This window comes from Plesiomonas sp. ISS29, from assembly GCF_056522795.1.
Genome location: NZ_JAWRZQ010000001.1, coordinates 2,901,503 through 2,921,344 on the forward strand (window position 1 = coordinate 2,901,503; position 19,842 = coordinate 2,921,344).

Consider the following 19,842-nt stretch of genomic DNA (forward strand, 5'->3'; position numbering starts at 1 on the left):
GTTCTTCCTAATTACCCCGCTTACAGGCGGGAAAAATCGTTGAATAGCGCAACGCCCATCAACAACACCAATAGTACTGTACCGAACCGGAAACTGTACTCCTGTACTTTTTCCGATAGCGGTTTTCCTGTCAACCCTTCAATGGCAAGGAACAATAAATGCCCACCATCAAGCACCGGCAGTGGGAATAAGTTAATAATCCCCAAGTTCACGCTGATTAACGCTAAAAAGCCCAGATAAAAAACAAAACCAAAGTCAGCGGTCATCCCTGCGCCTTTGGCAATAGAAATAGGGCCACTTAAGCTCTTAATCCCAACATCACCGGTAAACAGCTTACCTAGCATATCAAGGGTAAGTGTAGATAACTGCATGGTTTTTTGTGTCGCTTTTACCACGCTGTCTATAATACCGAATTGCCGTACAAAACTGTACTCTGGTGGTAAAGGTAACACTTTTGGCGCAACACCGGCATAGCCGACTGATTTTCCATCGGCTATTTCGTGGGCTTGCGGCGTGAGTGTCAGATCCAGTGTTTGACCTGCCCGCTCTACGGTCAGTGATAACGCTTTCTCTGGGCTATCTTGCACGGCATTGACAAATTCAGACCACTGAGTCAGGGGCTGACCGTTGATTGCCGTAATACGATCACCGAGCGCTAATCCGGCCAATTCAGCCGCTGAACCCTCACCAATCGAGGTCACAATCGGGAGCACATCAGGCCCTTTCGGGGTAATGCCAAGTGCGCCGAACGCGGTCTGTTTGTCTGGCTCAAAATGCCATCCATCGAGCTGCAAAGCTTTGTTTTGCACGATTTGTGTGCCGAACTGGCTGACATCTATCTGTGCTTGCTTATCACCTATTAGTGAAACTAACGCAAGATTGACTGACTCCCAGTCAGGTGTTTCGATACCGGCAATCGATTTTAGTTCCATTCCGGCGGTAATTCCGGAACGGGCCGCAATAGAATTGGGTACAACCTGCCCGACAACAGGGTGAACACTCGGTATACCGACTAAAAAGACAATCCAGTAAGCAAAAATGGCAAACAAGAAATTGGCTGCCGGGCCTGCGGCGACAACCGCAGCACGCTGCCAAACCGGTTTAGTATTAAAGGCTTGATGACGCAGTGCTTCAGGTACAGGAGCGACCCGCTCATCAAGCATTTTTACGTAACCACCGAGTGGAATCAGAGAGAGTGAGAACTCAGTACCCTGCTTATCTACGGTTTGCCACAGCACTTTACCAAAACCGAGTGAGAAACGTTCAACTTTGATCCCACAGCGGCGAGCAACCCAGAAATGTCCAAATTCGTGTACCGAAATTAAAATACCAATCGCCAGTAAAAACGTCAGTAAATTCCAGAGAGCGCCTGTCATGCATCTATCCTTGTTGTGATACGGTACGGTGACAATTAAAAGACTAACAGTAGCAGGCAAGCAAATACAGGTATCGCTGCTGTTAGGCTGTCAATTCGGTCAAGCACCCCACCGTGCCCCGGCATAATCTGCCCACTGTCTTTGACACCAGCTTCACGCTTAAACATACTTTCGGTTAAATCACCCAGTACGGAAACGGCCACAGCAATAATTGAGCTGATAATCAGGCTGTGTGTGCTGGCTTGCAAAGGAGAGTAGTGATCAAAAATGACCGCTATCAGCGCAGATGTGGCTAACCCGCCAATCACGCCTTCCCACGTTTTCCCCGGAGACACTTTCGGTGCTAGTTTATGCTTACCGAATGTTTTCCCTGAAAAATAGGCTCCTGAATCAGCACCCCAGATAAGGAATAAGACATACAAGATCCAGACTGCACCAAAGTGGCTATCAATGCTGTAGGCATACATGCGTAATACAATCAGCCCCCAAAAAAATGGGACTAAAGTCAGTAAGCCGAACAGGACTTTTAAGCGTTTTGCGTTGTGCCACCAGCGGGCAGAGGCCGGATAACCCAAGACCATGCCCAGTGCCAATAACCACCAGACAGGAGCTATCATCAGAACTGATTTAACGAACGGGTTCTCAAGTAACAATGAGGCATCTTGTATCGGTATTGCCCACAGAGATGCGCCTAAACCCACCCCGCAAATAACAGCAATAGTAACCCGTATAGGCTTGCTCTCGAACCCAGCCAACAATGCCCATTCCCATGCGGCTAGCATGCACAATGCCAGCGCCAACACCGCAAAGTAATCCGGCGATAATTTAAATAAACCGGCAATGACCAGTGGAACTAAGATCAGTGCGGTAATAATTCGTTGTTTGAGCAATGAAACCTCCTAAGCTTTACTTATCCGCCGTTGCTCAACGGCTGTCGTCGCCAGTACCACCAAAGCGTCTGTCACGACAGACAAAGGATAAAACAGCACGATCAAACTCTTGTTCATCAAAATCTGGCCACAATACCTCAGAGAAATAGAACTCTGCATAGGCAATTTGCCACAACAAAAAGTTGCTGATTCTATGTTCACCACTGGTTCGAATGACCAAATCGACAGGGGGTTGATCCCCCATGCACATCTTTTCCCCTAACAAGGTTTCATCGATCTCGTTGACTTCAATTGCCCCTTCTTGCACTTGCATTGCGACATGACGGGCCGCTTGCACGATATCCCAACGACCACCGTAGTTAGCCGCAATATTTAACACTAATCCGGTATTTTGCGCTGTCAGTGCCTCGACATGAGCAATGCGCTCTTGTAAGCGTGCGCTAAAACGTGAAATATCGCCAATGATGCGCAGCCGGATATTATTCTTATGTAAGCTTTTCGCTTCATTATTGAGTGCGCGCATAAATAATTCCATGAGCGCGGAAACTTCTTGTTCAGGACGACGCCAGTTTTCACTGCTAAATGCGTACAAGGTCAAGGATTTTATCTTCTGACGGGCGGCATAACTCACCGAACGGCGCACCGCTTTTACACCAGCCTTGTGCCCAAAGATCCGCATTTTTCCCTGTTGTTTGGCCCAACGACCGTTGCCGTCCATAATAATGGCCACATGCTGCGGCATCAGATCGGCCGGAAACTCATGAGGTTGTTGCTCTGCCATAACGGTCCGTTTTATTCCTATCAAGATTGCCTGATACGGGTGATGTGTTGTGGATGCCGTATCAGACACTTGCAATCAAATCAGGCTAGATCGTAAAAAAGCCGTGCTAACACACGGCCTTACGTAATCTGTTGCATTAACTTACCTGCATTTACACCCTGTTTTATGCGCTTGCGATGCCGTAATAAATGGCATAAAAACACGGTATAAAGGCTGGCGTACTATACCACTTCACTGATCACTGAACAAACTTGCCGCGCGCGCTCAGGTTCTGCGGGCAATTATTTGTGATGCACATACCCTTGCCTGCTGGTCAATGCTTAATACTTCATCAACAGAACGCGGCTCGGGCAATGAAAGTTGTTCTATCACCTGACGATTCACCTGAGCAATGGCGGTAAACGGTAATTGCCGCTGTAAGAAGGCTGCAACACTGATCTCATTTGCCGCATTCAAGGCAGTTGTTGCCATTTGCCCCGCATCACACGCCTCAATAGCCAGCTGTAAACAGGGGTAGCGCTGCATATCCGGCTGCTCAAAGGTCAGTGACGAAAGTACAGAAAAGTCGAGCGGAGCAACACCGGTAGAGATACGCTCAGGGTAAGCCATACAGTGGCCGATAGGCGTGCGCATATCAGGGTTTCCCATCTGTGCAATTACACTGCCATCGGAAAAACGCACCATCGAATGAATGATCGACTGCGGATGAACAATCACTTCCATCTGCGCAGCACTGGCATTGAACAACCATCGCGCTTCGATGTACTCAAGGCCTTTATTCATCATGGTGGCAGAGTCTACCGAGATTTTTCTCCCCATAGACCAGTTCGGGTGTGCGCAGGCTTGCTCCGGCGTGATATGGGCAAAATCAGCCAACGCTAAGGTACGAAATGGGCCGCCAGAACCAGTCAAAATAATATTTTCAACACCGGCCGCCTGTAAATCACAGTGGCCAATATGTTGCTGAACGGTCTGCGGTAAGCACTGGAAAATCGCATTGTGCTCACTGTCTACCGGCAGTAATTCCGCGCCACAACGCTGAACTTCTTGCAGGAATAAGCGCCCACACGTTACCAGTGACTCTTTATTAGCCAACAAAATACGCTTACCGGCGCGAATAGCAGACAGCGTCGGTAGCAAACCGGAAGCACCGACAATCGCGGCCATCACCTGATCGGCTTCCGGCATACCGGCCAGCGTACACACGCCTTCGTCACCTTCGAGTACCTCGGTATTGCTCCCGTGTTCTTGCAATAGCTGGCGCAAACGCCGTGCGGCGACAAGATCAGACATTGCAGCAAAACGGGGGTGAAACTTTAGGCATTGCGCAGCCATCAGCTCAACATTGCGCCCAGCAGCCAGAGCAAATACGTCAAATTTTTCAGGATTTTGTTCTACAACAGCCAGTGTATTGACACCGATAGAGCCGGTTGAACCGAGTATGGTCAGTTTTATCATGATGTTTTACTCATTGGTAACACCGAAGGCTGTAACATTATCTGGATACATGAGAGGGAAGATGTACAGCAGGATTAATGGTGCAAATGCAAAAGCGCCGCCAAAGCGACGCTTTTTATTGTCTGAATGATTAAAAATCCATCAGCTCTTTTTCTTTTTCTGCCAGCGCTTCCTCGACTTTCTTCACCATCACATCAGTGATCTTCTGAATGTCGTCTTGTGAGCGGCGCTCATCATCTTCGCTGATCTCTTTATCTTTGAGTAACGCTTTTACTTTTTCGTTGGCATCACGTCGTACGTTACGTACCGATACGCGACCTTGCTCAGCTTCACCACGCACCACTTTGATCAGGTCTTTACGACGCTCTTCAGTCAGTGCCGGTAGCGGAACGCGGATAGTTGCGCCTGCAGAGCTTGGGTTCAGACCCAGATCTGATGTCAGAATAGCTTTTTCAACGGCTGCGCTGATAGAGCGATCAAATACGGTAATTGCCAGAGTACGTGAGTCTTCTGCAACTACGTTTGCCAACTGACGCAGCGGCGTTGCTGAACCGTAGTAATCAACGGTGATCCCTTCCAGCAGGTTTGGGTGAGCACGGCCAGTACGGATTTTAGAGATATGATTTTTGAATGCTTCTACGCACTTTTCCATACGGATTTGTGCATCTTGCTTGATGGCGTTAATCACGATGTAACCCTTCAATTCGATTTGATGAATATGCGTTAAGATACCGCGCTTTGCCCTTGTGAGGCAAAAATTACCGCAAATATTACTGGGTAATGATGACTGAGTAGTGATTATTGACTAATGATAGTGCCTTCACGTTCACCCATCACCACTCGGCGCAGTGCACCAGGTTTATTCATGTTAAACACACGAATTGGCATGTTGTGATCACGCGCCAGTGTAAAGGCGGCTAAATCCATCACTTTCAGTTCACTTTCCAGTACTTCCTGATACGTCAAAGTATCATACAAAACGGCATCTGGATTCTTTGCCGGATCATCGTTAAATACGCCGTCAACTTTAGTGGCTTTTAGTACCACATCCGCTTCAATTTCGATCCCGCGCAGACAAGCTGCAGAATCGGTGGTGAAGAACGGGTTACCGGTACCTGCAGAGAAGATAACAACACGGCCATTACGCAGCAAGCTGATAGCTTCTGCCCAACTGTAGTTATCACACACACCGTTAAGTGGAATGGCTGACATCAGGCGGGTATTAACATATGCACGGTGCAGTGCATCACGCATTGCCAAACCGTTCATCACTGTTGCCAGCATGCCCATGTGATCACCCACCACACGGTTCATGCCTGCTTTTGCCAGACCCGCACCACGGAATAAGTTACCACCACCGATAACCACGCCAACCTGTACACCCAGTTCTACCAGCTCTTTAATCTCTTGTGCCATGCGATCAAGAACACTTGGGTCGATACCAAACCCTTCAGAGCCTTGGAGTGCTTCACCACTCAGTTTCAAAAGAATACGTTGATATGCCGGTTTTGCATTGGTAGTCATGGTTTTCCTTCCTGGCGCGCAGTGAGTGAATAGCCGGACTGATGATAGGGTAACAGCATGCTATTAACATCAGCCTGTAGGCAATTATAAGCAGGTAATTAAAACTGAACCGCAGATTTCTGCGGTTCAGTGGGTCTTTCATGTAAAGCAGAAAATTAAGATTGCTTGGTCATTGCTGCAACTTCAGCAGCAAAGTCAGCTTCAACTTTCTCGATACCTTCACCTACTTCAAAACGTACAAAGCTAGTCACGCTTGCACCTTTCTCTTTCAGCAGGTCAGCAACAGACTTAGATGGGTCCATTACGAACGCTTGACCGTACAGAGAAACTTCGCCGGTGAATTTCTTCATACGGCCTTCAACCATTTTCTCAACGATTTCGCGTGGCTTGCCAGACTGCATGCCGATATCAACTTGAATTTCACGCTCGTGAGCAACAACGTCAGCAGGAACGTCTTCTGGCTTCACGTACTCTGGCTTGCTTGCAGCAATGTGCATTGCAACGTGCTTAACTAGCTCTTCATCAGCGCCAGTTGCAGAAACAACAACACCGATCTTAGCACCGTGCAGGTAAGTACCTACAACGTCGCCTTCAACGATAGTTACACGACGAATGTTCATGTTTTCGCCGATTTTAGCCACCAGGTTTGCACGTGCTTCTTCAAACTTAGCTTGCAGAGCAGCTAGGTCAGAAATACGCTCAGCCAGTGCTGCAGTAACAATCTCTTCGCCCAGAGCTTTAAAGCCAGCATCTTTAGCAACGAAATCAGTTTCGCAGTTCAGTTCAACGATAGCAGCAGTTTTGCTGTCAGCGCTAACTTTAGCCAGAATGATACCTTCTGCAGCAACACGGCCAGCTTTCTTAGCCGCTTTCGCTTGGCCAGATTTACGCATGTTGTCAATTGCCAGTTCGATATCACCGTTAGCTTCAACCAGTGCTTTCTTACATTCCATCATGCCTGCTGCGGTACGGTCACGCAGTTCTTTGACCAGAGCGGCGGTAATTTCTGCCATCGTATTATCCTCGGTTATCTCGGGGGAGATCATAAAAAACAGGGGCCATTAAGGCCCCTGCTAACCATATCAGTGTAGTATCTGATTTTTACTATCTGGTTAAATAAGGGCTCGATTCGAGCGGGCCTTATTATTCAGCTTCTACGAAGCTTTCTTCTGCCTGAGCAACCAGATCCTGACCGCGACCTTCGCGAACAGAAGTAGCAACAGCAGTCAGGTACAGAGTAACAGCGCGGATTGCGTCGTCGTTACCTGGAATGATGAAGTCAACGCCATCTGGATCAGAGTTGGTATCAACGATAGAGAATACTGGGATACCCAGGTTGTTCGCTTCTTTGATAGCAATGTGCTCGTGATCAGCATCGATAACGAAAATAGCATCAGGCAAACCGCCCATGTCTTTGATACCACCAAGGCTCTTCTCAAGCTTTTCCAGCTCGCGAGTACGCATCAGCGCTTCTTTCTTGGTCAGCTTGTCAAAGGTACCGTCTTGAGACTGAATTTCCAGCTCTTTCAGACGCTTGATGGATTGACGAACGGTTTTCCAGTTAGTCAGCATACCACCTAACCAGCGGTGGTTAACATAGAACTGATCACAGCTCAGCGCTGCTTCTTTAACCGCTTCGCTTGCTGCGCGCTTAGTACCAACCATCAGAACCTTACCTTTACGGGAAGCGATCTTGCTCAGCTCAGCCAAAGCTAGGTTGAACATTGGTACAGTTTTCTCAAGGTTGATGATGTGTACTTTGTTACGAGCACCGAAGATGAATGGCTTCATCTTTGGGTTCCAGTAACGGGTCTGGTGACCGAAGTGTGCACCGGCCTTGAGCATGTCGCGCATAGAAACAGTTGCCATGAATCTTTCCTCAGAAATAATTTGGGGTTAAGCCTCCACGTATCCCATACAACCGACTCCAGGCTCGAAAGCCAGAGCACCCCGGTGTACGGTGCTGATACGTGTGTGATATCTCACATGAGTTCTTTTGGGTTCCGCCATTGTTATTCAATAGTCGGATTTCCGGCGCGTTTTATACCATAATTCAACCCATAACTCCAGATTGAATTGCTTTATGTTGAGATTGGTTTTCTCTCTGCCAATGGGCTGTTACCATAGATAAAGACAGTGACTGCCGCGCGATGCGGCTAATTCCAGGAAAATTTTATGGCTATTACCATTAAGACCGCTGACGAAATTGAAAAAATGCGCATTGCCGGCAAGCTGGCAGCAGATGTCATTGAGATGATTGAACCGCACGTAAAGGCCGGTATCACCACCGGTGAACTGGATCAGATTTGTCATGACTATATTGTCAATGTGCAGCAGGCCATTCCTGCCCCGCTGAACTACCACGGTTTTCCAAAATCAACCTGTATCTCTATCAATGAGGTGGTTTGCCACGGTATTCCTGGGGATAAAGTCTTAAAAGATGGCGATATTGTGAACTTTGATATCACCGTGATCAAAGATGGTTATCATGGCGATACCTCTAAAATGATCAATGTAGGCAAGCCGAGTATTCTGGGTGAGCGCTTGTGCCGTATCACGCAAGAGAGCCTGTATTTATCGCTAAAACTGGTCAAGCCGGGTATTCGTCTACGTGAAATCGGCAAGGCAATTCAAAAATTTGCCGAAGCGGAAGGTTTTTCAATTGTACGTGAATATTGCGGCCACGGGATCGGTGCACAGTTCCATGAAGAGCCTCAGGTGTTGCATTACGACTCTGACGACAGTGGTGTGATTTTACGTGAAGGCATGACATTCACCATTGAACCTATGGTGAATGCCGGTAAGCGTCAGGTTCGTCTGATGGGTGATGGCTGGACTGTCAAAACCAAAGATCGTAGCTTGTCTGCTCAGTATGAGCACACCATTTTGGTTACGGCTGATGGCTGTGAAATTCTGACACTGCGTAGCGATGAAACGCTGGAGCGCATCCTGCATAACTGATTTTTATCTACCGACAACACCGATTGTCAAAATAACTGAAATTAGACTTTACAAAGCCGGTGAATTCCGGCTTTTTTTATATCTGTCCGTATAACCTGAAGTCTAAGGAAAGCCTGATGCAGCCCTGTTTGCTTGATTTGCCGGATGCTGAACTGAGTTTACCCGCACTGAAAGTGCATTTAGAGCAACAAAAGCAACAGATGGCGGCTGATTTTGCAGCCAGAGTCTCGGTTGAACTGTTGGTCAAGAACCGGACTCGGTATATCGATCAACTGCTTGAACGTTTATGGGTTTTCTTTGGCTTCCCTGCAGATAAGCACTTGGCTCTGATTGCTGTTGGCGGATACGGGCGCGGGGAGTTACACCCGTTGTCAGATATTGACTTGCTGATCCTGAGTGAACTCCCGGTTGATGATACGCTGGCAGCACGGATTGGTCAGTTTATTACCCTATTGTGGGATCTGCGGTTATCTATTGGCCACAGTGTGCGCACGCTGGATGAGTGCATAAGTGAAGGGTTAAATGATCTGACAGTTGCAACTAACTTGCTTGAATCACGCCGATTGTGCGGCAATATGCCGCTATTTTCAGAGCTACAACAGCGTGTTTTTGCGGATGATTTTTGGCCTTCACCCGATTTTTTTCGTGCCAAACAAACCGAGCAGCGGCAGCGGCACGAGCGTTATCACGGTACTAGCTACAATCTTGAACCGGATATCAAAACCAGCCCCGGTGGGTTACGTGATATTCATACCCTAGGCTGGGTTGCCAGACGGCACTTTGGCGCCAGTAATCTAGATGAGATGACCCGTTTTGGTTTTCTGACTCAAGCAGAATATAACGAGCTACAAGAGTGTCAGGATTTTCTCTGGCGGGTGCGTTTTGCGCTGCACCTGAGCCTGACGCGCTACGATAACCGTTTACTGTTTGACCACCAGTTTACCGTAGCACAAATGCTCGGATATCAGGGGCTGCGTAATCAACCGGTAGAACGGATGATGAAAGATTTTTACCGCACGCTGCACCGTGTGCTTGAGCTTAATGAGATGCTGTTGCAGCTATTTGATGAGGCGATTTTATCTCTCAGCGCCAATGAGAAACCACAACCGCTGGATCAACACTTCCAACTGCGTGGCAGCCGGATTGATCTGCAAGATCCCAATCTGTTTCAGCAACAACCGGAATCGATTCTCGATCTTTTTTTGCATCTGGCCCGTAACCGTCAGATCAGCGGGATCTACTCAACCACTCTGCGGCAACTGCGCTTTGCAAGGCGCAATATCGACGGTTTTCTGTGTGAACGCCCTGCCGCACGGGCGCGTTTTGTCGCGTTGCTAGCACAGCCCGATGCGGTACAGCGCGCATTTTTGCCTATGCATCAGCACGGTGTACTGGCCGCCTACTTTCCGCAATGGAGCCAGATTGTCGGCCAGATGCAGTTTGATCTGTTTCATGCCTATACGGTAGATGAACACACTATTCGGGTTCTGCTAAAACTAGAGAGTTTTGCCGATGAGGCCCAACGCCAACGCCACCCGCTGTGTGTCGAGGTTTTCCCACGCTTAGCCTCACGTGAAGTGATTTTACTGAGCGCACTGTTTCACGATATCGCCAAAGGGCGCGGTGGCGATCACTCGCTTATCGGTGCCGATGATGCGTATGATTTTTGCCGCCTGCACGGGTATGGTGAGGCCGATTCGCGTTTAGTCTCGTGGCTAGTCAAACATCACTTGCTAATGTCCGTCACCGCGCAGCGACGTGATATTCATGACCCAGACGTGGTCCGCACCTTTGCCGGTGAGGTCAAACACGAAGATTACCTCAACTATCTGTTGTGCCTAACTGTGGCCGATATCTGTGCGACCAATGAAACTCTCTGGAATAGCTGGAAGCAGACACTGCTGCGTGAACTCTACTTTGCAACCGACCGGCAACTGCGGCAAGGGCTGGAGAGCGCGCTCGATATTCGGCTGCGAATTCGCCATCACCGTGAGCAGGCTTTAGCGTTGCTACGGATTGATCAGGTTGATGAGCAGGCGCTACAGGCGCTATGGCAGCGCTGCCGTATCGATTACTTTTTACGCCATACCCCGCGCCAAATTGCATGGCACGCCAAAGAGCTATTGCAGCATCCGCAAGGGCAACCGTTGGTACTGGTCAGCCGCCATGCTACCCGCGGCGGAACCGAGATTTTTATCTATTGCCCAGATCAGCCCCGTCTGTTTGCCACCGTTGCCGGTGAGCTGGATCGTAAAAACTTGAGTATCCATGATGCACAGATTATCACCAGCCGCGATGGTTACGCGCTCGACACCTTTGTGGTACTCGAACCCGATGGTGCGCCGTTAGCCCCCGATCGCCATGACAGCCTGAAAACCGCGCTCGAAAAGGCGCTTAGCTATGCCAATACCAATATCCAGCGCACGCGCCGCGCCTCACCAAAGTTGCGCCACTTTAGTGTGCCGACAGAGGTCTCTTTCATTCATACTCGCGGGAATAAACGTACACTGATGGAGCTAGTTGCACTTGATATGCCGGGTTTACTAGCACAAGTTGGGGCTATTTTTGCCGATGCTGGTATTTCACTGCGCGGTGCAAAAATCACCACCATTGGTGAGCGGGTTGAGGATCTCTTTATCCTTAGTGATCATGAACGTAAAGCGCTTGCACCTGAAACCTGTGATTATTTGCATGCTCGTTTAACTTCCGAACTCAACCAGACCGAAAAAATGTGATACAAGTATGTAATATTCCTAATTATGTAACACTCATAACAGAGTACTCCACCGACTCAATCAGACAGGACAAGTAATGACCCACTTGCAATCGATTATTGAAGAGGCGTTTGAACGCCGCGCAGAAATTACACCGGCCAATGCCCAACCTGAATTGCGTAGCGCAGTAGACCAAGTTATTGCTCTGCTCGACAGCGGTGAAAAACGGGTTGCTGAAAAAGTAAATGGTGAGTGGATCACTCATCAGTGGCTAAAAAAAGCCGTGCTACTCTCTTTCCGTATCAATGAAAACCAAGTGATTGATGGGGCGGAAACTCGCTACTTCGATAAAGCGCCATTGAAGTTTGCCGAGTATGATCAAGCTCGTTTTGAAAAAGAGGGTATGCGTGTTGTCCCTTCTGCCACCGTACGTAAAGGTGCACACATTGCATCAAATACCGTATTGATGCCTTCTTATGTCAACATCGGTGCGTTTGTTGATGAAGGTACAATGGTTGATACTTGGGCAACCGTCGGCTCTTGTGCACAAATTGGTAAAAACGTACACCTGTCTGGTGGCGTAGGTATCGGTGGCGTACTTGAGCCACTACAAGCTAACCCAACCATCATTGAAGATAACTGCTTTATCGGCGCACGCTCTGAAGTGGTAGAAGGCGTGATCGTTGAGGAAGGCTCAGTGATCTCTATGGGTGTATTCATCGGCCAAAGTACCCGAATTTATGACCGTGAAACCGGTGAAATCCACTATGGCCGAGTGCCAGCCGGTTCGGTAGTAGTATCGGGCAGCCTGCCATCAAAATGCGGCACATACAGCCTGTATTGTGCAGTTATTGTGAAAAAAGTAGATGCGAAAACCCGTGGCAAAGTGGGTATTAACGCCCTGCTGCGCTCAATTGACGAATAAATAAATCACATCACACCAGTGTGCGGCTTATCGCCACTGGTGTTTTTTCCGCTATTCCGCTATTCCGCTATTCCGCTATTCCGCTATTCAAGCATACTGAGTATGGAAACTTTTCCCTGATTAATTTCGCTCTGATCACAGCAAAAAAGCAACATATGCTGCACTCTATTAACCAGACGAAATAAATAACCCATTTTGCTGTAATAGGTGCAACATATGTACGAGAATTTGAAAAATTTGGGGATTACCAACCCAGAAGAGATTGACCGCTATAGCCTGCGCCAAGAGAGTTACTGCGATATTTTGAAAATTTACTTTCAAAAGGAAAAAGGCGCGTTTTTTGCCAAAAGTGTAAAATTCAAATATCCGCGTCAGCCAAAAACCGTTCTGGTTGAAGGTGCTGCACAAGAGTACCAAGAGATTACTGAAATTAACCCCAATTTAGGCCATCTGATTGAAGAGCTGGATCAGATTTGCGCACAAGACAGTGCTGAACTGGATTTGAAAAAGAAGATTTTGTCTGATTTACGTCATTTAGAAAAAGTGGTTTCCCACAAAATTGCTGAAATCGAAGCCGATCTTGAGGCCTTAACCAAACAGCGTTAAACCATTAACGATGTGAATTGGCGATAAATCACGCACAACCTAGATAACAAAAAGCCTCGTGATTCACGAGGCTTTTTCAATGTGCTAACGCAAAATGGCTCTAACGCGAAAGATTACTCGCCTTTATTTGCCGCTTGTACGTACAGCATCTCAAGAGCCAGCGTTGCTGCGGCCAGTGAGGTTAGCTCTGCGTGATCATAGGCAGGAGCCACTTCAACCACATCCATACCCACGATATTCAGACCTTGCAAACCACGAACAATTTTCAGTGCGCGATCTGAAGTGATACCACCGATAACCGGAGTACCGGTACCCGGAGCGTGTGCCGGATCTAAACAGTCGATATCGAATGTCAGATAAACAGGCATATCACCCACAATAGATTTCACCTGAGCAACGATGTCTTCAACAGTGCGATCATTCACTTGTGGTGCATCAAGCACGGTAAAACCGTTGTCACGATCATACTCGGTACGGATACCAATTTGCACTGATTTGGTTGGATCAATCAGGCCTTCTTTTGGTGCGGTATAGAACATAGTGCCGTGGTCAAACTCGCAGCCCCATGCATAGGTATCAGTGTGCGCATCAAAATGGATCAGCGCCATTTTACCAAAATGCTTCGCGTGAGCACGCAGCAGTGGCAGAGTCACGAAGTGATCACCACCGAAAGTCAGGCAGCGCTTACCGGCAGCCAGCAGTTTTTCGGTGTGCGCCTGCAGTGTTTCGCTCATGTCGCGTGCATCACCAAAGTTAAACACAACATCACCACAGTCAACGACTTTCAAACGATCACGGAAGTCGAAATTCCATGGGAAACGGTTATGCTCCCATGCTAGATTGGTAGACACTTGACGCATAGCACCGGCACCGTGACGTGCACCAGCACGGCCAGAGGTTGCCATATCAAATGGGACACCGGTAATTACCCAATCAGCATCGCTGTCATATGGCATAAAGTTTAATGGCAAACGCAGGAAGCCAAATGCGTTGGAAACCAGAGACATATCTGGTTTATTACCCAAGGTGCTCATAAATACCTCAACTTAAAAAAACAGTGCGCCACGATTTTACGCGGCTGGCGGCGAAGATTTTAATCTGTTGGAAGCTGTGCTTCCAGTATTAAATCTCTTCTAAATATGTATAACCGTAAAGACCTGCTTCAAGTTCTGACAAGTATTGCTGCTGTAACAATTCAGGCAGACCGGATGCCTGTACTTGATCGCGATAACGGCCAAGCAAGGTTTCAGGATCAAGACGCACATACTCCAGCATGGTCGCTACGGTATCGCCATCACTTGAGGCATACACCTCTACATCACCATTTTCAAACACCTGCACATCCATGCTCGCAGTATCACCAAACAGGTTATGCATGTTGCCCAGAATTTCTTGATACGCACCGACCATGAAAAAGCCCAGCAATGGCGGATTTTCCGGATCATATTCCGGCATCGGCATGGTGGTCTCTACGCCATCACCATCAATGTACTGATCAATTTCACCGTCAGAGTCACAGGTGATATCCAGCAGTACGGCACGGCGGGTTGGTGCTTCATTCAGGTGCTCGAGTGGCAACACCGGGAACAGTTGATCGATACCCCATGAGTCAGGCATTGACTGGAACAGTGAGAAGTTCACATACAGTTTATCAGCCAGACGCTCTTGCAACTCATCAATGACTGGGCGATGAGCGCGGTTGGTGGTACTCAATAAGCTGTTGATTTTAATACACAGTGCCAGATGCAGCTGTTCAGCATAAGCGCGCTGAGACAGGTTCAACACCCCCACCGAGTACTGGGTATGCACATCCGACAGGTCGAACTGGCTTTCGTGCAACCATGCCCGCAGTGAACGCTTATCCAGTGACTGACACAGCTCTTGCCAGGTCTCCCACATGCTGTGCAGTACTCGAGGTGCATCAGCCGCCGGTGCTGCCGGTTCTGATGGCTCATGGCGCTCAAGGCCGATAACATTCGAGACCAGAACAGCATGGTGTGCGGTTGTTGCACGGCCAGATTCGGTAATAATCAGCGGATGTGGCAGATTATTTTGTCGGCACGCTTCACCAATCCCCCAAACAACGGTACTGGCATACTCATTCAAGCCATAGTTTACTGAGCAATCTGACTGGGTACGGGTACCTTCATAGTCAACACCCAAACCACCGCCAACATCAAAACACTCAATGTTTACGCCCAGCTTATGCAACTCAACATAGAAGCGCGCACTTTCGCGCACACCGGTAGCAACATCACGAATGTTGCCCAGCTGTGACCCTAAGTGGAAGTGCAGCAGCTGTAAGCTTTCAATGCTGTTTGCTGCGCGTAGCATCTCAACTAAGCGCAATACCTGCTCGGCAGACAGGCCAAATTTCGACTTTTCGCCACCCGATGACTGCCACTTGCCTGAGCCTTGTGAAGCCAAACGCGCACGTACGCCCAGACGCGGGATCACATCCAGCTTTTTCGCCTCTTCTAGCACCAGCTGAATTTCAGAGAGCTTCTCTATCACCAGATAGACTTTGTGTCCGAGCTTTTCGCCAATCAATGCGGTACGCACATACTCGCGATCTTTGTAGCCATTACAGACGATAATGCTGCGGGTTAAACCAGCATGGCCCAAAACCGCCATCAGCTCGGCTTTTGAACCCGCTTCAAGCCCGAGTGGTTCACCGGCACTGACCAGTGATTCGATCACACGGCGGTGCTGATTTACCTTAATCGGGTAAACCAGCATATAGTTGTTTTCATAGCCAAAATCACTGCGTGCACGCTTAAATGCCGCGTTGATAGAGCGCAAACGGTGCTGCAATATTTGCGGGAAGCAAAACAGTGTCGGCATCTGCTGCCCTTCGTTTTGCAGCTCGCGTACCAGATCGGCCAAATCAACCCGTGCCTGCGGCACATCCGGATTTGGACACACGGTAACATGCCCCAGTTCATTGACATCAAAATACCCACCGCCCCAATGAGCAACGTTATACGTGCGTAGAGCTTTAACGGCTGTACGGTTCGGCATCGTATTTTCCTTTATCTGGTATGAAGTGACATTGTGGCTCACCGTAGTGGCGTGCTCGACCAAAATATCTGTCATTGCTTTCTAACCCTTGCATGACAGTTTAACGGCATCCAGCACATACTGCTGAAAATTCAGGCAGCGCTGGGTTGGAGTCACGGGGAAATCCCCCCGCGGGGTTTGAAATCATCACCAACATCTGAATTCTGCACGCAATACACCGTACATCTGCATAAAACAGCATCTGTGGCATTAATGACAATCAATACAGATCAAATGAAAAAAGATCACTACGCAGCGTATCGCTTTTGTAATGTTTCCAGCAGCCACAGTTCAGGCTGCTGCGTGCGCAGGATGAAAGCGATAAGAGAAGAAAAGAGAGTTCGCAGAGAAGTTAGGGCGCTGACAAGCACAAGAGGCAATAAAGAGCAGAACAAGAACCCAGTACGCCGCATAACAGAAGCAACGTGGCGTGATAAATCAGGCAATAGCCAAGATGAGTGCATGTTCACGATCTCCATTCATCCTTGAGTGCTTCTGTATAACCACAGGTCCCAAGGGGTAAAACCACCTCTTGCTTACGCATTTGGTTAATAAAATAAACGCAGTACTATTCAGCGTAGAATCACCATAGAACCGCTGCCTGCCTTATACCATGCCATATCTGTACGCGTAATAAAATCGGTCAGAATGCGCCGCGATTTATACCGAGATCTGCGCCTAAATGCAAAGCGAAATTTTGCTGAAAATGCTGTTGTAATCACAAGAAACGATTTGCAAAAAAATTTGCTAGCAATACCGTCGGGGGGAATTTAGAATAGCCATCCAGATGTGGATACATCCACAAGAGACTGCTTGTGGATATGTCTACACATGACAACGGGCAACTTTTTTTACTTTTTTGATTTTTCGGAGCTTGGCATCCCATGACAAGACACCTGTTTACCTCGGAATCAGTTTCCGAAGGGCATCCTGATAAAATTGCTGACCAGATCTCTGACGCCGTACTGGACGCCATTCTGAAGCAAGATCCTAAAGCACGCGTGGCTTGTGAAACCTACGTTAAAACCGGCATGGTACTGATTGGCGGTGAGATCACCACCACAGCATGGGTTGATGTGGAAGAGCTGGCGCGTAAAACGGTATGCGATATCGGTTATACCAGCTCACAAATGGGTTTTGATGCAAACTCTTGTGCTGTGTTAAGTGCAATCGGTAAGCAATCTCCTGATATTAATCAAGGGGTTGACCGTTTAGATCCGCTAGAGCAAGGCGCAGGCGACCAAGGTCTGATGTTTGGTTATGCCAGCAATGAAACTGATGTGCTGATGCCTGCCCCTATCACTTACGCACACCGTTTAATGGAGCGTCAAGCTCAGGTGCGTAAAGATGGTACACTGCCATGGCTACGCCCTGATGCAAAAAGCCAAGTCACCTTCAAGTATGAAGATAACAAGGTTGTGGGCATTGATGCGGTAGTATTGTCAACGCAGCACAGCGAGTCTATCGGCCACAAAGAGCTGCAAGAAGCGGTGATGGAAACCATCATCAAGCCGGTTCTGCCTGCGGAGTGGTTGTCAAAAGAGACTAAATATTTCATCAACCCAACTGGCCGTTTTGTTATCGGCGGACCAATGGGTGATTGCGGTCTGACTGGTCGTAAAATCATTGTAGATACCTACGGTGGTGCAGCACGTCACGGTGGCGGCGCATTCTCGGGTAAAGATCCGTCAAAAGTTGACCGTTCTGCCGCTTACGCAGCACGTTATGTTGCCAAAAACATTGTTGCTGCAGGCTTAGCTGATCGCTGTGAAATTCAGGTTTCTTATGCTATCGGTGTTGCTGAACCAACATCCATCATGGTGGAAACCTTCGGTACGGCAAAAGTGGCTGAAGAGTTACTGATTACACTGGTACGTGAGTTCTTTGATCTGCGCCCGTATGGCCTGATCAAGATGCTGGATCTGATCCAGCCAATCTACCAAAAAACAGCAGCATACGGCCATTTTGGTCGTGAAGAGTTCCCGTGGGAAGCGACCGACAAAGCCGATGCGCTGCGTGAAGCCGCAGGCCTGAAATAAGTCAGACAGTGGTTATTCCTACAGTGCTGTGATAGGCTTTTTGCCGTTACTGCGTTAACACTCTCGAAACCGGGTCATGTACCCGGTTTTTTATTATCTGTCTGATTTGATATGTAGCGATTGCCATGACTGCCCGCACTTTTACTGTTCCCATTGCGCTGCAGCAGCAGGTTTTACAACGGTTACAAGGCTGTATTACGCTGGCCGAACAACAGTTGCAGTATGCCATTCCAATACCAGCACTCAATTACCGTCAGCGCGGAATGACGGCAGGCAGTGCGCATTTACAACTGTGGGAAATCAGGCTCAATCCGGTGTTGTTGACTGAAAACGGGCCGACTTTTATTGATGAAGTGATCCCGCATGAAGTGGCTCATTTGCTGGTGCATTTGCATTTTGTTCAGCGCAATGCCGGGCAAGAACGCGTGCCAGTACATACCCGCTCCCGAACTAGAGTCACCCCGCACGGGCAAGAGTGGCGCTGGATGATGCAAACCATTTTAGGGCAACCGGCAAAACGCACACACAGCTTTAATGTCAGCTCGCTACGCGGAACCACATTTCCATATCAATGCAGCTGTCAGCAACACGCGCTGACTGTACGTCGTCATAACCGTATTTTGCGGAAACAGACACAATATCGCTGCGTACGCTGTGGTGAAATTTTAATACCACTTGCCTGACCATCAGCTACGATCAATATCAGGTTCTACCCAAAACAATAAGACACAGGTTTATAATTATGCTGCGCCACATCGTAGGTTACTCTCTTTTTGCTCTTCCTATACTCATTTCACCGGCACAAGCCGCGACCACTGCGCCACAGACATTTCGTCAGGCAAAAGTGGTGGCAGCAGAGATTGCGCGTGAGCACCCGTACACGTTTTATTGCGATGCCCCTATCCGCTGGCAGGGTAAAAAAATGGTGCCGGATCTGAACGCTATCGGCTATCAGGTGCGTAAAAATGAGAACCGAGCCAACCGCATTGAGTGGGAGCACGTTGTTCCTGCTTGGGAGTTTGGTCATCAGTTGCAATGCTGGCAAGACGGCGGGCGTAAAGCCTGTGAAAATGATACCCGTTTTAGAAAGATGGAGTCAGATCTGCATAACTTGCAGCCATCGATTGGTGAGCTAAACGGTGATCGCAGCAATTTCCAATATTCGCAGTGGAATGGTGGCGAAGGCCAGTATGGTCAATGTGATATGAAAGTTGATTTTAAAGCCAAACAGGCTGAGCCGCCGGTTCGGGCGCGCGGTGCGATTGCCCGTACCTATTTCTATATGCGTGATCAGTACGATCTGCGTCTATCCCGCCAGCAAACCCAACTGATGACAGCATGGGATAAAACTTATCCGGTCACTGACTGGGAGTGCAAACGCGATAATCTGATTGCGAAAAAACAGGGCAATCACAATGAGTATATTCAAAAAGCGTGCCTGCAAGCCGGTAAAGCCCAAAACTAAACGCTAACCAGAATAGACAAAACTAAAACGTACTGATCAAAGC

Annotated in this window: 17 protein-coding genes; 7 read left to right on the top strand and 10 right to left on the bottom strand. The window is 48.4% G+C overall.

Features of this window, described 5'->3' with window-relative positions; translation table 11 throughout:
• Positions 1–20: 20 nt before the first annotated feature.
• The 8 genes from rseP to rpsB form a co-directional block, all read right to left on the bottom strand.
• Positions 21–1,376, bottom strand: coding sequence for a sigma E protease regulator RseP (rseP, locus tag AC1HDJ_RS12975; RefSeq protein ID WP_479536145.1), 1,356 nt, complete (start codon positions 1,374–1,376; stop codon positions 21–23).
• A 35-nt stretch (positions 1,377–1,411) separates the two neighbouring features.
• The gene (gene cdsA / locus AC1HDJ_RS12980; RefSeq protein WP_479536146.1) at positions 1,412–2,266 is read right to left on the bottom strand and encodes a phosphatidate cytidylyltransferase; all 855 of its coding nucleotides are present in this window, start codon (positions 2,264–2,266) and stop codon (positions 1,412–1,414) included.
• Positions 2,267–2,300: 34 nt separating this feature from the next.
• On the bottom strand, positions 2,301–3,047 hold the full coding sequence (gene uppS, locus AC1HDJ_RS12985) for a polyprenyl diphosphate synthase (RefSeq protein WP_438622749.1): 747 nt from the start codon (positions 3,045–3,047) through the stop codon (positions 2,301–2,303).
• Positions 3,048–3,311: 264 nt separating this feature from the next.
• Positions 3,312–4,505 (bottom strand): 1-deoxy-D-xylulose-5-phosphate reductoisomerase, encoded by a 1,194-nt coding sequence (gene ispC / locus AC1HDJ_RS12990; RefSeq protein ID WP_479536147.1) that lies wholly within the window; start codon positions 4,503–4,505, stop codon positions 3,312–3,314.
• Between the two features lie 130 nt (positions 4,506–4,635).
• The gene (gene frr, locus AC1HDJ_RS12995; RefSeq protein ID WP_479536148.1) at positions 4,636–5,193 is read right to left on the bottom strand and encodes a ribosome recycling factor; all 558 of its coding nucleotides are present in this window, start codon (positions 5,191–5,193) and stop codon (positions 4,636–4,638) included.
• Positions 5,194–5,303: 110 nt separating this feature from the next.
• On the bottom strand, positions 5,304–6,029 hold the full coding sequence (pyrH, locus tag AC1HDJ_RS13000) for a UMP kinase (protein WP_438622746.1): 726 nt from the start codon (positions 6,027–6,029) through the stop codon (positions 5,304–5,306).
• Between the two features lie 155 nt (positions 6,030–6,184).
• On the bottom strand, positions 6,185–7,042 hold the full coding sequence (tsf, locus tag AC1HDJ_RS13005) for a translation elongation factor Ts (RefSeq protein ID WP_479536149.1): 858 nt from the start codon (positions 7,040–7,042) through the stop codon (positions 6,185–6,187).
• Positions 7,043–7,172: 130 nt separating this feature from the next.
• On the bottom strand, positions 7,173–7,898 hold the full coding sequence (gene rpsB / locus AC1HDJ_RS13010) for a 30S ribosomal protein S2 (RefSeq protein WP_479536150.1): 726 nt from the start codon (positions 7,896–7,898) through the stop codon (positions 7,173–7,175).
• A gap of 306 nt (positions 7,899–8,204) precedes the next feature.
• Here rpsB and map point away from each other — a divergent pair, with 306 nt between their 5' ends.
• The 4 genes from map (at position 8,205) to AC1HDJ_RS13030 (ending at position 13,235) form a co-directional block, all read left to right on the top strand.
• Positions 8,205–8,990: a type I methionyl aminopeptidase gene (gene map / locus AC1HDJ_RS13015; RefSeq protein WP_479536151.1), complete on the top strand. Its 786-nt coding sequence runs from the start codon at positions 8,205–8,207 to the stop codon at positions 8,988–8,990.
• Positions 8,991–9,106: 116 nt separating this feature from the next.
• Positions 9,107–11,725: a bifunctional uridylyltransferase/uridylyl-removing protein GlnD gene (gene glnD, locus AC1HDJ_RS13020; RefSeq protein WP_479536152.1), complete on the top strand. Its 2,619-nt coding sequence runs from the start codon at positions 9,107–9,109 to the stop codon at positions 11,723–11,725.
• Positions 11,726–11,801: 76 nt separating this feature from the next.
• A complete protein-coding gene (gene dapD / locus AC1HDJ_RS13025; protein WP_438630633.1) occupies positions 11,802–12,629 on the top strand; it encodes a 2,3,4,5-tetrahydropyridine-2,6-dicarboxylate N-succinyltransferase in 828 nt (275 codons plus the stop codon).
• Positions 12,630–12,845: 216 nt separating this feature from the next.
• Positions 12,846–13,235: a DUF3461 family protein gene (locus AC1HDJ_RS13030; RefSeq protein ID WP_479536153.1), complete on the top strand. Its 390-nt coding sequence runs from the start codon at positions 12,846–12,848 to the stop codon at positions 13,233–13,235.
• A 113-nt stretch (positions 13,236–13,348) separates the two neighbouring features.
• Here AC1HDJ_RS13030 and speB read toward each other — a convergent pair whose 3' ends face one another.
• Together speB and speA are read right to left on the bottom strand one after the other, a co-directional pair.
• Positions 13,349–14,269: an agmatinase gene (gene speB / locus AC1HDJ_RS13035; RefSeq protein WP_438622377.1), complete on the bottom strand. Its 921-nt coding sequence runs from the start codon at positions 14,267–14,269 to the stop codon at positions 13,349–13,351.
• Between the two features lie 88 nt (positions 14,270–14,357).
• Positions 14,358–16,331, bottom strand: coding sequence for a biosynthetic arginine decarboxylase (gene speA / locus AC1HDJ_RS13040; RefSeq protein ID WP_479536154.1), 1,974 nt, complete (start codon positions 16,329–16,331; stop codon positions 14,358–14,360).
• A gap of 848 nt (positions 16,332–17,179) precedes the next feature.
• Here speA and metK point away from each other — a divergent pair.
• From metK to endA, 3 genes are all read left to right on the top strand, one after another.
• Entirely contained in the window at positions 17,180–18,334 is a 1,155-nt protein-coding gene (gene metK / locus AC1HDJ_RS13045; protein ID WP_438622379.1) for a methionine adenosyltransferase, read from the top strand.
• A 125-nt stretch (positions 18,335–18,459) separates the two neighbouring features.
• Positions 18,460–19,017 carry a SprT family zinc-dependent metalloprotease gene (locus tag AC1HDJ_RS13050; protein ID WP_479536155.1) on the top strand — a complete coding sequence of 186 codons (558 nt, stop codon included), beginning with the start codon at positions 18,460–18,462 and terminating at the stop codon, positions 19,015–19,017.
• A 59-nt stretch (positions 19,018–19,076) separates the two neighbouring features.
• A complete protein-coding gene (gene endA, locus AC1HDJ_RS13055) occupies positions 19,077–19,799 on the top strand; it encodes a deoxyribonuclease I (protein WP_479536156.1) in 723 nt (240 codons plus the stop codon).
• Positions 19,800–19,842 lie beyond the last annotated feature (43 nt).